At 59.3% G+C, this 17020-nt stretch carries 18 protein-coding genes, 2 tRNA genes and 1 pseudogene; 11 read left to right on the top strand and 10 right to left on the bottom strand.

Translation table 11 applies throughout. The features are described 5' to 3' along the window. Positions 1-9 precede the first annotated feature (9 nt). Positions 10-228 (top strand): hypothetical protein, encoded by a 219-nt coding sequence (locus NKH36_RS19105; protein ID WP_352958120.1) that lies wholly within the window; start codon positions 10-12, stop codon positions 226-228. A gap of 299 nt (positions 229-527) precedes the next feature. Here the strand turns inward: NKH36_RS19105 and NKH36_RS19100 are convergent, their stop codons facing one another. The 3 genes from NKH36_RS19100 to NKH36_RS19090 form a co-directional block, all read right to left on the bottom strand. Beyond that, positions 528-791: a DUF6894 family protein gene (locus NKH36_RS19100; protein ID WP_352958121.1), complete on the bottom strand. Its 264-nt coding sequence runs from the start codon at positions 789-791 to the stop codon at positions 528-530. 93 nt (positions 792-884) lie between these two features. Further along, the gene (locus tag NKH36_RS19095) at positions 885-1061 is read right to left on the bottom strand and encodes a hypothetical protein (protein WP_352958122.1); all 177 of its coding nucleotides are present in this window, start codon (positions 1059-1061) and stop codon (positions 885-887) included. A 242-nt stretch (positions 1062-1303) separates the two neighbouring features. Then, positions 1304-1543, bottom strand: coding sequence for a DUF982 domain-containing protein (locus tag NKH36_RS19090; RefSeq protein ID WP_352963941.1), 240 nt, complete (start codon positions 1541-1543; stop codon positions 1304-1306). Positions 1544-2075: 532 nt separating this feature from the next. On the opposite strand from NKH36_RS19090, the gene NKH36_RS19085 reads away from it, so the two are divergent. Beyond that, the gene (locus NKH36_RS19085; protein WP_352958124.1) at positions 2076-2966 is read left to right on the top strand and encodes an ankyrin repeat domain-containing protein; all 891 of its coding nucleotides are present in this window, start codon (positions 2076-2078) and stop codon (positions 2964-2966) included. 896 nt (positions 2967-3862) lie between these two features. On the opposite strand, the gene NKH36_RS19080 is transcribed toward NKH36_RS19085, so the two are convergent. The 3 genes from NKH36_RS19080 to NKH36_RS19070 all read right to left on the bottom strand — a co-directional run bounded on the left by NKH36_RS19080 (position 3863) and on the right by NKH36_RS19070 (position 6023). Next, positions 3863-4687 (bottom strand): toll/interleukin-1 receptor domain-containing protein, encoded by an 825-nt coding sequence (locus NKH36_RS19080; RefSeq protein WP_352958125.1) that lies wholly within the window; start codon positions 4685-4687, stop codon positions 3863-3865. A gap of 422 nt (positions 4688-5109) precedes the next feature. Further along, the gene (locus NKH36_RS19075; protein ID WP_352958126.1) at positions 5110-5685 is read right to left on the bottom strand and encodes a hypothetical protein; all 576 of its coding nucleotides are present in this window, start codon (positions 5683-5685) and stop codon (positions 5110-5112) included. A 125-nt stretch (positions 5686-5810) separates the two neighbouring features. Further along, positions 5811-6023, bottom strand: coding sequence for a hypothetical protein (locus NKH36_RS19070; protein ID WP_352958127.1), 213 nt, complete (start codon positions 6021-6023; stop codon positions 5811-5813). Between the two features lie 612 nt (positions 6024-6635). Here NKH36_RS19070 and NKH36_RS19065 point away from each other — a divergent pair. Next, the gene (locus tag NKH36_RS19065) at positions 6636-7526 is read left to right on the top strand and encodes a hypothetical protein (RefSeq protein ID WP_352958128.1); all 891 of its coding nucleotides are present in this window, start codon (positions 6636-6638) and stop codon (positions 7524-7526) included. Positions 7527-8409: 883 nt separating this feature from the next. Here NKH36_RS19065 and NKH36_RS19060 read toward each other — a convergent pair. Next, positions 8410-8703, bottom strand: a complete 294-nt coding sequence (locus NKH36_RS19060; RefSeq protein ID WP_352963882.1) for an abortive infection family protein — start codon at positions 8701-8703, stop codon at positions 8410-8412. A 1-nt stretch (position 8704) separates the two neighbouring features. After that, complete coding sequence (locus tag NKH36_RS19055) at positions 8705-8944, bottom strand: hypothetical protein (protein WP_352958131.1); 240 nt, start codon at positions 8942-8944, stop codon at positions 8705-8707. 493 nt (positions 8945-9437) lie between these two features. Between NKH36_RS19055 and NKH36_RS19050 the strand changes: the two genes are divergently transcribed. Together NKH36_RS19050 and NKH36_RS19045 are read left to right on the top strand one after the other, a co-directional pair. After that, positions 9438-9923 (top strand): helix-turn-helix domain-containing protein, encoded by a 486-nt coding sequence (locus tag NKH36_RS19050; RefSeq protein ID WP_352958132.1) that lies wholly within the window; start codon positions 9438-9440, stop codon positions 9921-9923. A gap of 6 nt (positions 9924-9929) precedes the next feature. Beyond that, positions 9930-10036, top strand: a tRNA-OTHER gene (locus NKH36_RS19045). A 133-nt stretch (positions 10037-10169) separates the two neighbouring features. Here NKH36_RS19045 and NKH36_RS19040 read toward each other — a convergent pair. Further along, positions 10170-10259 (bottom strand) — tRNA-Ser (locus NKH36_RS19040). Between the two features lie 324 nt (positions 10260-10583). Here NKH36_RS19040 and NKH36_RS19035 point away from each other — a divergent pair. From NKH36_RS19035 to NKH36_RS19025, 3 genes are all read left to right on the top strand, one after another. Continuing rightward, entirely contained in the window at positions 10584-11270 is a 687-nt protein-coding gene (locus NKH36_RS19035; RefSeq protein WP_352958133.1) for a 50S ribosomal protein L21, read from the top strand. 98 nt (positions 11271-11368) lie between these two features. Continuing rightward, positions 11369-11638, top strand: a complete 270-nt coding sequence (rpmA, locus tag NKH36_RS19030; protein ID WP_023678077.1) for a 50S ribosomal protein L27 — start codon at positions 11369-11371, stop codon at positions 11636-11638. A gap of 118 nt (positions 11639-11756) precedes the next feature. Further along, positions 11757-12344 (top strand): GNAT family N-acetyltransferase, encoded by a 588-nt coding sequence (locus NKH36_RS19025; RefSeq protein WP_352958134.1) that lies wholly within the window; start codon positions 11757-11759, stop codon positions 12342-12344. 184 nt (positions 12345-12528) lie between these two features. On the opposite strand, the pseudogene NKH36_RS19020 reads toward NKH36_RS19025, so the two are convergent. After that, positions 12529-13397 (bottom strand): annotated as a pseudogene (locus NKH36_RS19020) (endonuclease/exonuclease/phosphatase family protein). A gap of 114 nt (positions 13398-13511) precedes the next feature. Between NKH36_RS19020 and obgE the strand changes: the two are divergent. From obgE to NKH36_RS19005, 3 genes are read left to right on the top strand one after another with little or no spacing between them, the layout of a single operon-like run. After that, on the top strand, positions 13512-14540 hold the full coding sequence (gene obgE, locus NKH36_RS19015; RefSeq protein ID WP_352958135.1) for a GTPase ObgE: 1029 nt from the start codon (positions 13512-13514) through the stop codon (positions 14538-14540). A 2-nt stretch (positions 14541-14542) separates the two neighbouring features. Continuing rightward, entirely contained in the window at positions 14543-15709 is a 1167-nt protein-coding gene (proB, locus tag NKH36_RS19010) for a glutamate 5-kinase (RefSeq protein ID WP_352958136.1), read from the top strand. A 17-nt stretch (positions 15710-15726) separates the two neighbouring features. Then, positions 15727-17013 (top strand): glutamate-5-semialdehyde dehydrogenase, encoded by a 1287-nt coding sequence (locus NKH36_RS19005; RefSeq protein WP_352958138.1) that lies wholly within the window; start codon positions 15727-15729, stop codon positions 17011-17013. Positions 17014-17020: the final 7 nt, after the last annotated feature.

Here is a 17020-nt window from a genome sequence, read left to right as displayed (position 1 = left end):
GAGACGGCTATGGGGAAGCATCTGTGGTTAGGCTTGGCGTTAGCATTCTCGGGAATACTTTTGGACACCATGGCCGCTGAGGCAAAGGCTTTCAAAAACTTCCAAGGCAAGGAATGCAAGAAAGACTACAAACGGCTTTGCCCAATGACACCGATCGGCAAATGCGATCTTCAAAGCATGATCGATCAGCTATCCCCCGCATGCAAAGCGTTCGTTGAGAAGCACTAGTAGGAGTCAATTCTCCTCCCAGAAATCCACAGCGAAGCATGCCGCAAATCCTCCTCGCCGCGTAGGTGCTTCACGCGGCCGATCAGCCCGGCTTGACCCATGTGTCGCCGGCCACCCTTTCAAAAAGGGGAAAATCCTCCCCCTACGGCGGGGTAGCGCCCGCGTTGTCGGCTAGACGCTCTAGCAGCTTCCGGGACTCTGCGATTATGCGGCGCGTCTCTGCGATGATTGAGTGCAGGTCTTCTACATCGGCCATGGCCCGCTTTTGGCATAGGCGAGCGGCTTCAAGGAAGAGAATGTCAGGCTCCCACCTGGTCATCGGTTGAGCGTTCGTTGCGCAGCAATTCGAACGTGACCTTTACCACAAAAAGCGGGGTGCTGGCACCATCGCGGACATGAAAGGCCACTTCCCTGTACGTGCCATCTGGCATTCGATCTCTTGCTATCTCTAACAGCGCCGTCACCGCCTCGCTTTCTAAGGCTCCCAGGCTTTCAAGCTCTGTGCCTTCGTCGTCGGGGTAGAGTACGCCATTGTCGTTTAGATCGAAGTAGAAGCGGGCCATCTCCTCTAAGTCTGAAACCCGCAAAAGGTTCATTGCGTCGAGGTGAAGCCTTTCCTGTCACGGCTGGGGTGATGACCGGCCGCACGGAAAGCCTTAAAGCTTCGGCCCTAGATCACGGCGGAAGAGACGCGCTTCTCTCAGGATCGAGGCACGATCAAGCCCGATCAGCGATGCAATGTCCCGTATCTGCTGCTCAGTTGCACCTGACTCCTGCGCGAGCGAGCGCACATAATAGTCTGTCGGGCGGAACCGCCCTGCCTCTTCAGCCATCAGACAATGCCTTACGTTTGGGGCAGGAGTGCGATGCTCGCTCCCAAGCGTCAGCGCCCATTGTGCGTGGCTGGCGATCTCATACTGTACGCGCTCGCACAGATTTTAGCCAGTTGCCCTTTTTGGTTGGCCTAGCTTTCGTCGCTGATACCCAGCAGCGACGCGTGGCGTATCTTGCTGTGATCCCCACGAAGGTGCTTGAGGCGCAGCCATGAAACCGGGTTTGACCCCACTCCGCCGCCTCACAGCAGGTCTTCGGCAACCCTGTCGAATTTCCTAAGGCCTACGCTTGGAGGCTTTCGCTTAAGAAGGCCCTGTTCACTCGCGGCCGCCTTAAAGGCATCGAACGCGGCTTGTTGGGTGCAGTGTCCGGCCAGGCATTCCTCGATCATTCGAATTGCTTTAAGTCGGGATGGCCTGCCCATGAATGGCCATGGTTGCTGAAGCGCCGTCTCAGCATCAGGTATCGAGGCAACCAGCATCGATCTATGATTCAGGTAGATCGTAATCCGTATAAACGCCGGCATCTTTTGTCGCTCTCCAGAATTTGAAGTGGCTAAACGCGAAGACGTGGCGGTGGTTGCATGAGTGTCCGTCGGGCTGTGGGGGGCCTAATTTCGCGTCGCGCCTACCGACCTAACGGCAGTTTTGACGCCAAGACGAGTTCGTCCTCGTCAGTGATACCGGCCGCATAATTTGCAAGGATGCGGGACGCGAGAGCCTCACGTAGATGTTCGGAGTCGCCCTCCCTCTTGAGCCGGTCGAACACACGGCCAAGCGTAGCTACTTCGGATGCACTGAAGACGCCAAAATCTTTAGCTTTTCGATAAATCGGCATAGCACCCCCCTCCTGCTGAAACATAATACGATTCAGGACATCTCGGACATCAAAAAAAGCCCACCGCACCTTTCGGAACCGCGGGCGAGACGAGCGTGGTTGCGATCAGGAATTCGTGGTATGCTTTTGCCATCTTGAAACCTGACGCTTACTGCGGTTTGCCTTGGAGATGCCAAATGCGCGTGTCCTTGCTCTTCATTGCACTGCTGCTTGCACAAATCCCGATTGTATCGCATGCCGCCGACATTCACGATGCCGCTATGAACGGCGATGTCGCAGCGATCACGGCTGCGCTCGATGCAGGCGCTGATGTAGATGAGAGTGATGGAAGCGCAACGCCGCTCTATCTCGCGGTCTTTATGGGCCACATCGAAGCGGCAAAACTGCTCATAGAACGTGGTGCCGACGTCAACGCCCAGACGACTGGTGGTCCACCGCTGATGGCGGCTGTAGGGACAGGCAAGATCGACCTGTTAAATCTGTTGCTGGAGCGGGACGCGGATCCAAATTCCGATCGTGGTGGCGAATTCGCCCTTCATGTCGCCGTCACTCTCGATTGTTTCGACTGCGTGAAGGCACTGGTCGAGGCCGGAGCGGACGTGAATGCGAAGGCAATGCACGGCAAGACGCCGCTCCATCTGGCAAAAAGCAGGGGGCAACGCGAAGTTGCCGACTATCTCTTGGCGCATGGCGTCATCTTGCCAACACCAGCCCCAATCTCAATGAAGTTGGCTTCTGCCGATGTCGAGAAAGGCCGAACCGACTACACCCGCCGGTGTACTACTTGCCACGACGCCGAGCCACAGGGAGGGAACAAAATAGGACCCAACTTGTGGAGCGTCGTCGGCCGCGACAAGGCATCTATGGCAGATATGCGTTATTCCGACACCTTGCTGGGCTGGGAGGGTGTCTGGACGTACGAGGACCTGAACAGATTTCTCTTCGGGCCCATGCTCACCACGCCGGGCGTTAAGATGGAGACGCCTGGCGTCCCGGACGAGACCGAACGGGTCAACGTGATCGCCTACTTGCGCACACTCAGCGACAAGCCGATCCCGCTGCCTTAGATCGACGATCTTTCGGGCCTGCGTCGGCTAGTTGCTCAATAGCCACCTTGCGTGGCGCCTTTTGCGGCTAGGAAACGGGACTAGAAGCAGGCGAAGGCCGTTTGCCAGGGCATTGCCGGCTGACATGCCGTTGGCGCCTGTGTGGGCATTTGTCGGCCTGGTGCCGGAGCACGGGCGGATTAGCAAGCTGGTGGGAAATTTGGTCGGCGGGTCCACTGTTCGCGAAAGCTCCCCATGAAAATGTCTGGACCCATGCCCAACGCGTGGACACGCAAGACATACGGCTGCTGGGCGGCAGCAAAAGTCGCCTGCACAAAGGACACCTGCGCGTGCTTCTTCCCCGCTGTCCGCTCATGTGTCGCGGCAACAAATATAGTTGGCAGGCGGGCCAGCGGCGTTTGTTCCTCACCCAACGAAAAGAGCATTCACCAACACGAGTTTCGGCTCTTGGTGTGGGATCGGGCCATCTCCACAGAAAGGGTACTTCACTCTTCAATGGAGGGTTCTTTATCCTTGGGACGCTCACGACATCAAAAAAGCTGGTGTCGCGGTAACGGAAAGCAGGTGTGTTTGTTGGTGTTCAGGAGTGGCTATTAAGTCGTCAATTCTCATGAATGTCGTGGCTTCTCCAGACCTAATCGGCCTTTTGCCAACTCTTATGTGTCTTGTCGTAGTACATATCTACGAACTTAAATTTCTGTCGGACTTCCTCTACGAGTCTGAACGCTCTTTTGTATCTTTCATCTGAATTGAGAGAGCCGATGACAGCTTTGGAAAGGTCATGTATCTTGCTCTGAGGGAAATAGCAGGAATCGAGTTTTTTGGCGAGAAATGATGCGAACCCTGGTTTAAGATATAGTCCGGCAGTCAAAGATAGAAGCCTATCAACGCGAAAACTAAATTGCCTTGTTGATGAAGGGAAAGTCACGGCAAAGTTTATCCATTAGTTCAGCAAGAACGTCCATTCGCCGAGATCTGTCGATCAACTCAACACAAGAAAGCGGCAGATTTTTTACCTGAACCTCATCATTCATCCGACGATTAAAAAGATCGAACCAAATCAACTCTACCTCTTCAAGATTGAGGCGTTCGGATACCAAATAGCGGAGATCCCCTAGTGACAACTGGCGCAATGACTCGTTGCAAGCCAAGCGCCGACGAACAGGCTCATCCTGCGATTTGAGCATAATATGCTTAGGCTCTAATTCGTCAATTAGGGTCGCCTGTTTTAAGAAGAAATCCTGCAGGTGCCGCAGCCCGACGGTCACTGATTGCCGAAAGTCGATGTATAGTAGTCCTTTAAATTCAAACGGGACATCGGAACCTTGAAGGAGGATGGGAATTACTGACAGATTCGTCTTGTTAGCCAGCTCGAAAGCTGTCGCAATCTCCTGACGTACCCACATGGAACTGATTGAGTTCTCGCTAATGAGCAGAACATAATAATCCGATCCGCTCAGTCCGTCCTCAATCGCTTTGGAAATAGAACCGCCGGGACTAACGCGTTCCTTGTCAATCCATACCTCGAACTGGTCAGGAATGCTCTCGCGCACTCGATCAGCGACGGATTTGTCCTTCCAGCTATAGCTGATGAATACGTGCTTTCTTCGTGTCTCGCCCATTTTGCCCCAGCCGCCATCGAAACCAAACTCGCCAACAGTTGTAGCAAATGGGAATTGTGGGCAATAGAGCACGCGAATCTTTCTCGCGCAGCTATTCACGGCTGATCACCGTTGGCGCCTGTGCCCGACGCGAACCTTCAACGACTACGGTCATAAGCCAACGAAATTGGACCGGATTGTCTGGAGAACCGCCCTGTCGTTGGCGAGAAATGCCGACAGCGGCCGACAAGCAATCGCGCGGGAGGAGTTTGTGCGGGAATGCCGACTAGCGGCTACGCCACTCAGCGGCCAAATCTCGCATGAACCGCCCGCCGTGAGGAAGTCAGAAAAAATCTGCCGCGATCTCGAAGCAAGGTCACCCTAGAAGGGTGGCCCTCCCGTGCCGCAAACTGGGACCGGCCCACCCTTTGTGCCTCACCTTCACCTATTAAGGAAGCGCAGCCTGTCGGCTAGTCCCGCAGCTTTGTTCCGGCGGCCTTTGCGGTCGTGAACCGTCGCGTAGTTGGTCAGGTGGTGGTTGATTACCCCCTGGCTATTAGCTGGATTTCATTTCCCAGCCGCTTTGCCTTCTCCTGCGACCAGCCACGGGATAGATGGGACACATTGAACACCGTGGCACTGGTCTCCAGTTGCGCGACTGCCTCGTGCGCATCCTTCCCATGTGCGATAATCACCACTGGTTTGACGCGGTTGACCAGGAATTTGAAGGGAGCGGACTCCCGCTTTTCGAGCGCTAGGTCGGCCTTCGCCTCAGAGGGAACGGAAAAAATGTTGGTCTCAAGGATGCGGCACGGAGCAGCTCCCTCGCCGATCCACTCCAGCACGCGCCGGGTCGGACTGATGGCGGGTCGAAACTTCTTGCCTGGCTTGAGTGGCCGGGCGGCCCGTTCTTCCCTGTAAGCTGCAAACCAAGCTGACTTGTCGAAGCCGTAATCCGGCTTCCAGTACGTCCAGAAATCCTGTTTCATTGTTGTGGCGGGATTATAACCGACGATGAGAACGTCGCAGGCAAGCGGTGAGCCTTCGCAGACGAACGGACGGTGCATCGAAGGGCGATCAATCAGAACCTGAAGGTCGCGCTCAAATTCGGCTAGCATGTAACGGCTCCTTAGCGGCAATGCTTACTTCAGCACGATCTATATTAGAGCGACACCCAGATCACGCGGTCACCGGCCCGACCGGAGGAGGACCGTGCTCATGACGTCTCCGGTGCAAGGCGATTTCACCGACGCCCGATTGAAATCTTCGGCATATCGCCGCCTTCGCCCTGCATCAGAAATTGCATGAGGACGGATACCAGTTCCTCGGCGCTATCATTATCGAGTTCAAGCTCGACGTCGTTGTCTTCATCATCCACTAGCACCAGCGTTCCCCTCAGTGGATTGCGCGATATCACGTCCACCTCGCCATCCTGATACTCAACAAGTTTAGGCATGACCTTCTCCAATACTCCTTAGGGGCCGCAACGCCCGTTGCGGGCGGCAGGCCGGTTTGTTGTTCGGGAGTTATGTCGGGCAGTCGTGCTGCTTCTTGCTTCTCTTCGACGTAAAGTCGTCGGTTATCATGCGGCTTATTCAAAGGCGCCAGGGGCCACTTCTCTCAAGGCGCGCTGAAAAGGTATCTAATTCGTGCCTACAGTCAAGGGACTGCCGATGTGCGACTGTCTATTGGAAGACTTTGAGGCAGGCAAGATGGGAGTCGTCGTTCCGTAGATCGATCTTTCGTTGCGTATTCTACGTCGGTTTATTCTTCCTGATTTAATATGAAAAAGGGGGTGTCGGTCGGTATGCCTATCAATCAGGGTCGTGACCGCTGCGCTTTCCGACCCCAAGCGCAGTTGGATGGCAGCTTTGCGCCCCATGTCGGCCGTTGAACTCAGCTGTCCCACCCTGTGAAGCGGACATTGCTAACTCGCGATCGTGCCTCATGACGGATATTGGGATCAGCTTGACCATTGCGCGCGCTATCCACTCCGCGCCGCAGTGTGCCGCCTCTCGATCTCGCCGAGCCTTGACCGCTCGCCTATCCTCAAAGCTGGGAATGCGCTATGGACGCCGTCATGAGACAGTCGCCTGGCAAACTGAGTACCGAAGCGCGCATCTACGCGAAAAATCTGGCTTACGAGATTGCTCGACGAGAGAGGATAGGCGCGCCTATGCTCGATCCCGGCGGCAAGGCGACGACGTGGCGCGATGCGCAAGTAATGCTGCGTCACGCGTTCATGGATGAAGGATCGCCGCCGCGACGGGTAAGGCTACTTGATGCCGCCGCTACTCGTATGGAGCGCCTCTCTCCCTCTGATCGTGGTTTTCGCATAGCGCTAATTTCGGAAGGCAGCCGGCAGGCATCGATATTCGATCTGCGCATGCTGGTGCATGGCAGCCATCCGCTTGAAGGGCTGGAGCACGAAAGAGGAGTAACTGCGCTATGCGCCACCTTCACAACGAAGCGCAGCAAGCGCGACGCTTTTGATGTCGTCCCATCTGTTTACCTTTCCGATCACACCATCGGGCGCCTACGCGAGCGTTCTGAGCAATGGTGTACCCCCGAGGCTGGGTTAGCTGCTCTGCATATCGCGACCGTTGCTGCCGATCTTGCGCGTCCTGACCATCGGTTGAGTTTCTTGAAGATGTCATCGCTGTCCTGCGCTATCGATGGAGGTATCCTTACGGGAGCGATGCGACGCAGCCCCGTCGACCATGGGACCGTTCCCCTATGGGACGTCCGCACGCTGCTCGATGACGATTTCAAACTCGATCCGGCGACTGTTCAGCAGGCCAGTCAGGTCGCCGAGCTTGTCACTCGCGTCCTAGCAGGTGGCGAGAACTGGATGACGGTCAGCCTTCAATCGAGGAATAGTGACGCGATCGATTTCGTTGAGCCACACGAGGATCACGTCACAGCGACGCTGCGCGCTCGAAAAGGAGTCAAGCACTGACGCGCGGTGGGCGGCGAATGAAAGACAATCCTCGGTTTTCCGGATGACAATGCTAGCCGCGCCGGCAGCGTAGAGAGCATGGGTGGCCTGTCGACAGCTGACCTCCACGTACCACTGCCAACCGAACTTGACTTGAATAGGATGGCGGTCATGCTCGTCGTGCCGAACGGGGGGACTTCTGTGCAGCTAGCGAGATAGGGTCGGGATCTGAATGCCCGCTGCTCACTAATAGGTGCGTAGACGCCATGTCATCTGCTTCCAAGATGGAAATGATTTCCCCGTGGTCAATCTTGGGGCCGGAAGCGGGCGTTCTAAGTGCCCGTGACGAATGGCAGCTATCCCATCGTCGGTGCCTGAAAGCGGACAGTCTGGAATCGGCCCCAGAGCGGACAGGCGTTACGCGCTCAAGAAAGACCGCTGGAGAGCGTGAAAGGGGGCATGGCGACTTGCAAGGCACCGACCACATATCAAACGCCGTTGTCAGGCCGTCTGTCGGGGCGACGACAGCCATTGCTGGCTGATCGCACGTGCCCTGGGTCGCAGTCGCCGGCCGTTGGAGGAAAGCTAATTTCAACGCACGCCAAATAGGGCTAATTGTATCCGGCCTTCCTAGCCTTGATGGTGAGTGAAAATGTATTTGCACGGGCAATCAGCAAGAAGTCAGAAAAAATCTGGTGCGATTTCGAAGCAAGGTAGATTGGAATGGATGCCCCTCCCGTGCCGCAAATCGGGACCGGCTCCTTCGGGTTCGCCATCATATAGCCTTGGCTCTGAGCCTACGCCGCCAGGTGTCTAGACCTACTGTCCGTTAGGCGGACAAGGTTAAGGGATAACTCGGCTAAGCCAGCCGTGCCGGCTGCTCTACGCCTCTTCCGTGAAGGCACTACGCGTTCCGCTCGTTCCAAGTCTGAACCAAAAAAGTGGCCATTGCCCCCGCCAGATTAACGGCTAGCGCGGCATGCCGTGCTGACGGCCGAGCTGGTTTTCGCCCTTTTCCATGTGCGTCACTGAGCCTGTTGCGGATGGAGCCCAGCCCTTCCACCACGGTCTGGCAACCACCCAGAATTCTTTTGAAAATATCTTCCGTATGCTGGTCCGGTGCCAAGTTTAGGCACTCGGCGGCGGTCCTGTATAGCCTTGGCAGCTCGTCCTTATCTCGGTAGGTTTTGCCCGTCACCTCAATGATGTGCTTGCACACTTCCTCTAAAAAGCGTGCGAGCCAATGTTAACGCACCTTCTGGATCGCTCTCTCGGCGGCCCAGCGCCCGCTGCCAGATGGTATGCACGCCAGATTCGTCAAAGGAGGCCAGCGAGTTGGATATAGTGCTATCGGCGGGATGGCTCTGCACCGCCCTCAGCAACGCCCGCTCAAGGTCTTCTGTCGGATATTCCGCTTGAACTTTGCGCGCAATGTCCAAGACGTTTTCCGGCGATAGCTTCAAGAGCCGCTTGCCGACGTACCGTTGTTTGCTCGAAAATGCTTCATCCCGCGTTCCCCTGGGAGAGGCCCACAGCTTCGCCCACGTCGGCAAGCATATTCGCGCTTATGGGATAGAGCGCATCGACAATGGCTGTCCGCAACGTGGCGGTGACTGATTTTTCCATGCTTTTACTTTGAGGCCGAGGCGCGGCCTTCGGCAAGCTCTAACAAATGGCGCCTCCGCAGCCCTTCTAGGGAAGTTTTTTTTGGCAGATAAGCAGATTTACCGCCTGCCGGAAATGGCACCGGGGTCCATGACGATTTCGGCAGTAGCCCGGGTGTCAAAAACTGCGCACGATAAAGGAAGCTGATTGGTCAGTAACCTGTAGCTGACAGGATGCAGCAGTATACAGGGGGTACTGCCAATTTTGACGCCGGGGGTGGAGGGTGGCTCTCTTGTAGGGCGGACCAGGAAACCGCATATTCGCGGCATGAACACGAAAACACCTGCAACCGCTGAAATCATCGCGCTACCGCTCTCAGCTAAAGACAAGCGCCGCGCCGAGACCAAGTATGGGAAGGCCGTGATGGCGCACGGCTTCACCATCTTGCCGAACCTGCTTTTTGAGGCCCAGGCTCATCTAAAGATCAGCCCGACCTCTTTCAACGTCCTGCTCCACCTGGTCATGCACTGGTGGGAAGCGCACGAGGCTCCGCACCCGTCCATCAAAACGATTGCTCGGCGCATGGCGAAGAGCCCGCGCTCGCTGTTCCGCTATTTCGATGAGTTGGAAGGGGCGGGCCTTGTCCAGCGCGTTCCGCGATATCGCGGCGAGAAGGCTCAGACATCAAGCGCCTATGTGCTCACGGGTCTCGCCGACAAGCTCAAGTGCATCGAGCCAGAAATCGCAAAGGCGAAGAAGTTTAAAGGCAAACGACTGGAAAAAGCCGAAGAGGCTCCTTCCAGCGCTGCCTAAAGAAATCGCGGCGTAGCTCAACGGATAGAGCGCCTGCCTTACGACTGTCCTTTAGGGCACACCGTTAGGATAGGGGCAGGGAGATACGGGTTCAACTCCCGTCGTCGCGCCCATATTCAAACGGCTCCGCAGCCACTGCACTGGCCTTTTCCGACGAAGCAAGGGAACTCGGGAAATTCAATAGCGGGGCCACCACGGGGGTTACGATTCATATCCGGGAAATATCTGAATAACTTCAATGTGGTATGGCGGAGAGGGAGGGATTCGAACCCCCGATGGGCTTGCACCCATGCCGCATTTCGAGTGCGGTGCATTCGACCACTCTGCCACCTCTCCGCGGTCATGGTCCGCCGTTGCCGGCGCGGCGCACTAGATAACGGCTGGACGGACAGGTTACAAGGGCCAATCTGCCCGGCGAACCGGCTTCTTGTCAGGCTTGCCGCCGGCTCTCGATGTTGTCGCCGCTTGGCCTGAGCACGTTCGCGACTCGCCTGCGGCCGTTTGCCTTGACTTGCGCCCAACCTTCGGTTAGGGACAGCGCGCAATCGGCGTGGAGGCTTCTTCCGCGCCGCTTGCTTTTTGAACCCGCAGACTGACAAAAAGACGGCCGAACCGCCTGAAGCGGTTCATCAAGGCCGACCGAACAGCGAAAGGCAAAAAATGTTCGCAGTCATCAAAACGGGCGGCAAGCAGTATCGCGTTGCCGCCAACGATCTCCTGAAGATCGAAAAAGTCGAAGGCCAGGTCGGCGATATCGTCGAGATCGGCCACGTGCTCGCGCATGGCGAGGGCGAGAATGTGACGTTCGGCGCGCCGTTCGTCGACGGCGCTTTGGTCACCGCCGAAGTCGTCGAACAGGGCAAGAACCGCACCGTCATCGCGTTCAAGAAGCGCCGCCGGCAGAATTCGCGCCGCAAGATCGGCCATCGTCAGCTTTTGACCACCGTGCGGATCGCCGAGATCCTGCTGGATGGTGCCAAGCCGACGAAGAAGGCCGCGGCCAAGACCGAGGCGAAGGCCGAAGTTGCTGCAAAGGCCGAGGCGAAGGCCGAAGCCGCGCCGAAGACCGAAGCGAAGCCAGAGGCTGCGCCGAAGAAGGAAGCCAAGGCAAGCGAAACCGCTGCGCCGCTGTTCAAGGCGCCGAAGGGCGAGCCGGACGATCTGACCGTGATCAAGGGCATCGGCCCGGTTGCGGCCGGCCAGTTGAACGAGCAGGGCATCACCACCTTCGCCCAGATCGCCAAGCTGTCGGACAAGGATATCGCCAAGATCGACGAGCATATGCCGTTCAGCGCCGACCAGATCATGGACTGGCGCGAGCAGGCCAAGGAACTGGCAAAGAAGTAAGCGGGCCGGCGCCATCGTCGCCGGTTCGGACTTGAAACGGAACGCGAACGCGTTCATAAGACCTTTTAAGCGCCTAGCGGCGCATCGGAGTTAATTAGATGGCACACAAGAAAGCTGGCGGTTCGTCGCGCAATGGTCGCGACTCCCATTCCAAGCGGCTCGGCGTGAAGAAGTTCGGCGGCGAAGCCGTGATTCCGGGCAACATCATTATTCGTCAGCGTGGCACGACGTGGCATCCCGGTACCAATGTCGGCATTGGCACGGATCACACGCTGTTTGCGCTCGAAGCTGGCGCAGTCACCTTCAACAAAAAAGCCAATGGCCGAACCTACGTATCGGTGAACCCGATGACGAAGGCCGCGGAGTAGCCGGTTCCGTACGAGAACACCGGCACCCATCTCGGGAACCGGTGTCTGGCCAAGCCAGGAAATGGATCAGGGGAGATGGGTTTCCATCTCCCCTTTTCCTTGTGCCTGGAGGACTGACATGGTTGCCGAAGCGGAAGATACAGACGGTGAAAGTTACGCGATAGATTGCCCGGTTCTGGCGACCGAGCGGCTGGTCCTGCGGGCGCCGCGCGAAAGCGATGTCGAGCAACTGGTGGTGCTCGCCGACAACCGCCATGTCGCCGAAATGCTGGCCCGCATGCCGCACCCCTATGGCGAGGCCGAGGCACGCGCCTTCCTGGCGATGACGGCGCCGCGCCGGGCCGGGATTGCCTATGCCCTGACGCTGGCCGGTACCGAAACCTTCGTCGGGTGCGCCGGCCTCAACACCACCGATCGCGGGCTGGAGCTCGGCTACTGGATCGGCGAGCCCTATTGGAAGCGCGGCTATGCGACGGAGGCAGCACATGCGCTGGTCGACCTCGCCTTCCAGAAGACGGCGATCCAGGTGCTGCATGCCTCGACGCGGGTCATCAATCCGGCCTCGCGCCGGGTCATCCACAAATGCGGCTTCCAGTATGCCGGCCAGGGCATGCTGAACTCGATCGTCGCCGGCCAGGTGCCGGTCGAGCGCTACCGTCTCGATCGCAGGACCTGGACCAGCCTCAGGAACTGGGTGCATTTTTAGAGACCGTTTGGAAACTCTACTCTGGCGGCCATCTGATGGCGTTTTCTGCGCTTCCGGTGCTCACGGACCCAAATGTCCGCTGCGCTCCGGTTCTCGAAACCACCACCATATGACTCACCAGAGCGAATTTCGAAACGAGCTCTGAGGCGTGGCTTGGCGCGAAGGATTGCGGGCCAACTCTGGGTCAGGCCAATTCGACCCAGACGGGCAAGTGATCAGAACCGACCGCTTGCCGGTCGACCCACAGGCGTGTCAGCGATTTGGCGAGCGAGGCGCTGGTGAAGACATAGTCGATGCGCTTGTGGCGGCTGGCGTCGTCAGGCCGCTTGGGGTCGACCCAGGTGATGAGATCGGCGCCTGCGGCAACAAGGCGCAGGGCGGCATCGACGGCAAGATCGGCGGTCACAGGCATGCCGAATTCGTGATCCAGGCGGCCGGAGAGTTCGACATATTCCGGCGATCCGGCCAGCATGTTGAAGTCGCCCATGACGACGAAGCCTTCGGGACAAGGCAGGTCGGGCAGGCCGACCTCGGCGATGCCTGACAGCGCGCCGCCCTCGATCGCGTAGTTCAACAGGCGCTGGCGCAGAAACCGGATCTGGCTGGCGCGTTCGACCGGGCTGCGATGGTCGAGATGGGTGGAATAGAAGCGGATGAAACCAAGCGGCGTCTCGATCAGCGCCTCCAGCGCGCCGCGCTGGAAATTCATCACTTCGAAACTGCGGCTGCGCGGCAAGAGGAGATTGCGCGACAGATGAACGGGCGTTTTCGACAGTACCATGTTGCCGAGCTGGAGGTGGTGGTGATGGCGCGGCCGTTTTCCAGACGCGAGCCGACATTGGCCTCGAAATTGCTGCCGTAGACGGCGAAGTATTCGGGCAGCGCCTCGCCGAGTTCGGCCACCATGTCGCGGCCGCCATTGTTGGGGTTGTTGCGCGAGACCTCCTGCAGCGCGATCACGTCGGCGCCGCGCACGGAATCGGCGATGCGGCCGACATCGTAGCGGCCGTCGAGACCGACGCCGTAGTGGATGTTGTAAGTTACGAGCTTCATTGCGACTCCGGCCATGTTCATAAACAGCCTCGCCCTTCGCCCCGCCTTGGTTTAGAGCAGTGCCGAAGGTTTAGAGCAATGCCGCAAGGCCACTAGCAGAAACTCAGCAGTCCGATGAAATTTCTCGATCAAGCCAAGGTTTACATCCGCTCCGGCGACGGCGGCGCCGGTTCGGTGTCGTTCCGGCGCGAAAAGTTCATCGAGTTCGGGGGTCCGGACGGCGGCGACGGCGGCCGCGGCGGCGATGTCTGGGTAGAGGCGGTCGATGGGCTGAACACGCTGATCGACTATCGCTATCAGCAGCATTTCAAGGCCAAGACCGGTACGCACGGCATGGGCCGCAACATGACCGGCGCCAAGGGCGCCGACGTCACGCTGAAAGTGCCGGCGGGAACGCAGGTCTTTGCCGAGGACAACGAGACGCTGATCTGCGACCTGACCGTCGTCGGCCAACGCTTCTTGCTAGCCAAGGGCGGCAATGGCGGCTTCGGCAACCAGCATTTCAAGACCTCGACCAACCAGGCGCCGCGCCGTGCAAACCCCGGCCAACCGGGCGAAGAGCTCAACATCTGGCTCAGGCTCAAGCTGATCGCCGACGCCGGCCTGGTTGGCCTTCCCAATGCCGGCAAGTCGACTTTTCTCGCCGCCGTCACCGCAGCCAAGCCGAAGATCGCGGATTATCCCTTCACCACGCTGCACCCGGGCCTCGGTGTAGCCCGCATCGATGGGCGCGAGTTCGTCATCGCCGACGTTCCCGGCCTGATCGAAGGCGCGCATGAAGGCGTGGGCATCGGCGACCGCTTCCTCGGACACGTCGAACGCACGCGCGTCCTTCTGCACCTCGTCTCGGCGCAGGAAGAAAATCCGGGGAAGGCCTACAAGACCGTACGCACCGAACTCGACGCCTATGGCCATGGGCTGGTCGAGAAGGTCGAGATCGTAGCACTTTCCCAGGTCGATACGCTCGATGCCGACGCACGCAAGAAGAAGGTTGCTTCGCTGAAACGCGCCGCCGGCCGTGCGCCGATGCTTTTGTCCGCGGTCACCGGCGAAGGCGTCGAAGCCGTTCTGCGCGCGCTGATGGCGGTCGTGGCCGAGGCGCGCGAAGCTGTCGCCGCTCCGGTCGAGACGCGCTGGAGATAGCGATGGCCGCGCAGTCGCTGAGAAAATACCGGCGCATCACCGTCAAGATCGGCTCGGCGCTGCTTGTCGACCGCACGAGCGGCCTGAAGCGCGACTGGCTGGCCTCGCTTGCCGACGACATCGCCGTGCTGGCCGAAGGTGGCGCCGAGATCCTCGTCGTGTCGTCCGGCGCCATCGCGCTTGGCCGCACCATTTTAGCCCTCGGCAAGCGAGCGCTGAAGCTCGAGGAGAGCCAGGCGGCGGCGGCCGTCGGGCAGATTGCGTTGGCCGGCGCCTGGTCGGATGCGCTCGGCAAGGGTGGCCTGAAATCGGGCCAGATCCTGCTGACGCTCGGCGACACCGAAGAGCGCCGCCGCTATCTCAATGCGCGGGCGACGATCTCGACGCTGCTCAAGATGAAGGCGGTGCCGGTCATCAACGAGAACGATACGGTGGCGACCTCCGAAATCCGCTATGGCGACAATGATCGGCTGGCCGCGCGGGTGGCGACGATGATGGGCGCAGATCTGCTGGTGCTGCTTTCCGACATTGACGGGCTCTACACTGCGCCGCCGGCGCGCGACCCGCAAGCCAAGTTCATTCCCGTCGTCGACCGCATCACTCCTGATATCGAGGGAATGGCCGGTGCGGCGGCGTCCGAATTGTCGCGCGGCGGCATGCGGACAAAACTCGACGCAGGCAAGATTGCCACCGCCGCCGGCACCGCCATGATCATCACATCAGGCACCCGCCTGTCGCCGCTGATGGCGATCGAGCGCGGCGAGCGGGCGACTTTCTTCCGGCCGAGCGCCAATCCGGTCAAGGGCTACAAGACGTGGATCGCCGGGCAGCTCGAACCGGCCGGCCGGCTGACCGTCGATGCCGGCGCCATCGGTGCGCTGCTGTCGGGCAAATCGCTGCTGCCGGCCGGCGTCAAACGGGTCAGCGGCAATTTCTCGCGCGGCGACACGGTGGCGATCCTGTCGCCCGAAGGCCGCGAGATCGCCCGCGGGCTGGTTGCCTATGATGCCGCCGATGCCGTAAGGATCGCTGGCTTGAAAACAGCCGAGATCGAAACGGTGCTAGGCTACGAAGCGCGATCGGCGATGATCCACCGCGACGACCTTGTGGTGAGCCATGCCGGTGACCAAGTACAGGCCGGTGACCAAGTACGGCCGGTGACCAAGTAACCAGCGGAGGATGAGCCATGCTGAAGCTGCATGAAAAATCCCGGGACGACACTGCCGCGCTGATGGCCGATATCGGCCGCCGTGCGCAGGCTGCCGCCCGACCGCTGGCCGTCGCCACGACCGCCGCCAAGAACGCCGCACTTGTCGCGATGGCGGAGGCGATTATCCGCCGCGAGCAGGATATTCTCGACGCCAATGCCACCGACATCTCGAACGCCCACAAGTCGGGGCTTTCCGCCTCGTTCATGGACCGGCTGAAGCTTGATCCCGCCCGCATCCGCGCAATGGCCGACGGGATCCGCGAAATCGCCGAACTCAGCGATCCGGTCGGCGATGTCATTGCCGAATGGGACCGGCCGAACGGCCTGCATATCGAGCGCGTGCGCACGCCACTCGGCGTTGTCGGCGTCATCTATGAGAGCCGGCCGAACGTGACGGCCGATGCCGGCGCGCTGTGCCTCAAGGCCGGCAATCCGGTGATCCTGCGCGGCGGCTCGGATTCGCTGAACTCCTCGGCGGCTATCCATGCCTGCCTGGTCGAAGGGCTGAAGGCGGCCAAGCTGCCGGAGGACGCCATTCAGTTGGTGCCGACCGCCGACCGCGCCGCCGTCGGCGAGATGCTGAAAGGGCTTTCCGGCAATATCGACGTCATCATTCCGCGCGGCGGCAAGAACCTGGTCGAACGCGTCCAGAACGAGGCGCGGGTGCCGGTCTTCGCCCATCTCGAGGGCATCTGCCATCTCTACATCGACCGCTCGGCTGATCTCGACATGGCGGTCAGCATCGCGGTCAACGCCAAGATGCGGCGCACCGGCGTCTGCGGCGCGGCCGAGACGCTGCTGGTCGACCGCGCTGTTGCCTCTACCCATCTCGTGCCGATCCTTGAGGCGTTGCGCGCGGCGGGGTGCGAAATCCACGCCGACGTCGAGGTGCTGAAAGTGTTTGCCGACGCACAGCCGGCGACCGATGCCGACTGGGTGACCGAGTATCTCGATGCCATCATCGCGGTGAAGCTGGTCGATGGCTTTGCCGGCGCGATCGAGCACATCGAGAATTTTTCCTCGCATCACACCGAGGCGATCGTTGCCGAGGATGCGAACGCCGTCGAACGTTTCTTCAATGAGATCGATTCGGCGATCCTTCTGCACAATGCCTCGACCCAATTTGCCGATGGCGGTGAATTCGGCATGGGCGCCGAGATCGGCATCGCCACCGGCAAGATGCACGCGCGCGGCCCGGTCGGTGTCGAGCAACTGACCTCGTTCAAGTACCGCGTGCGCGGGACGGGACAGGTGAGGCCTTGAAGCTGTT

Source organism: Mesorhizobium sp. M1312 (assembly GCF_040318115.1).
GTDB lineage: Bacteria > Pseudomonadota > Alphaproteobacteria > Rhizobiales > Rhizobiaceae > Mesorhizobium.
This window is presented reverse-complemented; position numbering and strand designations above follow the sequence as displayed.

What these genes read in the sequence shown, in the direction of transcription:
- NKH36_RS19090 (WP_352963941.1), bottom strand. Translation starts at nt 1,543, where the DNA reads ATGCTGGTTGCCTCGATACCTGATGCTGAGACGGCGCTTCAGCAACCA.
- NKH36_RS19065 (WP_352958128.1), top strand. Translation starts at nt 6,636, where the DNA reads ATGGACGCCGTCATGAGACAGTCGCCTGGCAAACTGAGTACCGAAGCG.
- NKH36_RS19050 (WP_352958132.1), top strand. Translation starts at nt 9,438, where the DNA reads ATGAACACGAAAACACCTGCAACCGCTGAAATCATCGCGCTACCGCTC.
- rpmA (WP_023678077.1), top strand. Translation starts at nt 11,369, where the DNA reads ATGGCACACAAGAAAGCTGGCGGTTCGTCGCGCAATGGTCGCGACTCC.
- NKH36_RS19085 (WP_352958124.1), top strand. Translation starts at nt 2,076, where the DNA reads ATGCGCGTGTCCTTGCTCTTCATTGCACTGCTGCTTGCACAAATCCCG.
- NKH36_RS19075 (WP_352958126.1), bottom strand. Translation starts at nt 5,685, where the DNA reads ATGCTAGCCGAATTTGAGCGCGACCTTCAGGTTCTGATTGATCGCCCT.
- NKH36_RS19070 (WP_352958127.1), bottom strand. Translation starts at nt 6,023, where the DNA reads ATGCCTAAACTTGTTGAGTATCAGGATGGCGAGGTGGACGTGATATCG.
- NKH36_RS19095 (WP_352958122.1), bottom strand. Translation starts at nt 1,061, where the DNA reads ATGGCTGAAGAGGCAGGGCGGTTCCGCCCGACAGACTATTATGTGCGC.
- NKH36_RS19005 (WP_352958138.1), top strand. Translation starts at nt 15,727, where the DNA reads ATGCTGAAGCTGCATGAAAAATCCCGGGACGACACTGCCGCGCTGATG.
- obgE (WP_352958135.1), top strand. Translation starts at nt 13,512, where the DNA reads ATGAAATTTCTCGATCAAGCCAAGGTTTACATCCGCTCCGGCGACGGC.
- NKH36_RS19035 (WP_352958133.1), top strand. Translation starts at nt 10,584, where the DNA reads ATGTTCGCAGTCATCAAAACGGGCGGCAAGCAGTATCGCGTTGCCGCC.
- NKH36_RS19105 (WP_352958120.1), top strand. Translation starts at nt 10, where the DNA reads ATGGGGAAGCATCTGTGGTTAGGCTTGGCGTTAGCATTCTCGGGAATA.
- NKH36_RS19025 (WP_352958134.1), top strand. Translation starts at nt 11,757, where the DNA reads ATGGTTGCCGAAGCGGAAGATACAGACGGTGAAAGTTACGCGATAGAT.
- NKH36_RS19100 (WP_352958121.1), bottom strand. Translation starts at nt 791, where the DNA reads ATGGCCCGCTTCTACTTCGATCTAAACGACAATGGCGTACTCTACCCC.
- proB (WP_352958136.1), top strand. Translation starts at nt 14,543, where the DNA reads ATGGCCGCGCAGTCGCTGAGAAAATACCGGCGCATCACCGTCAAGATC.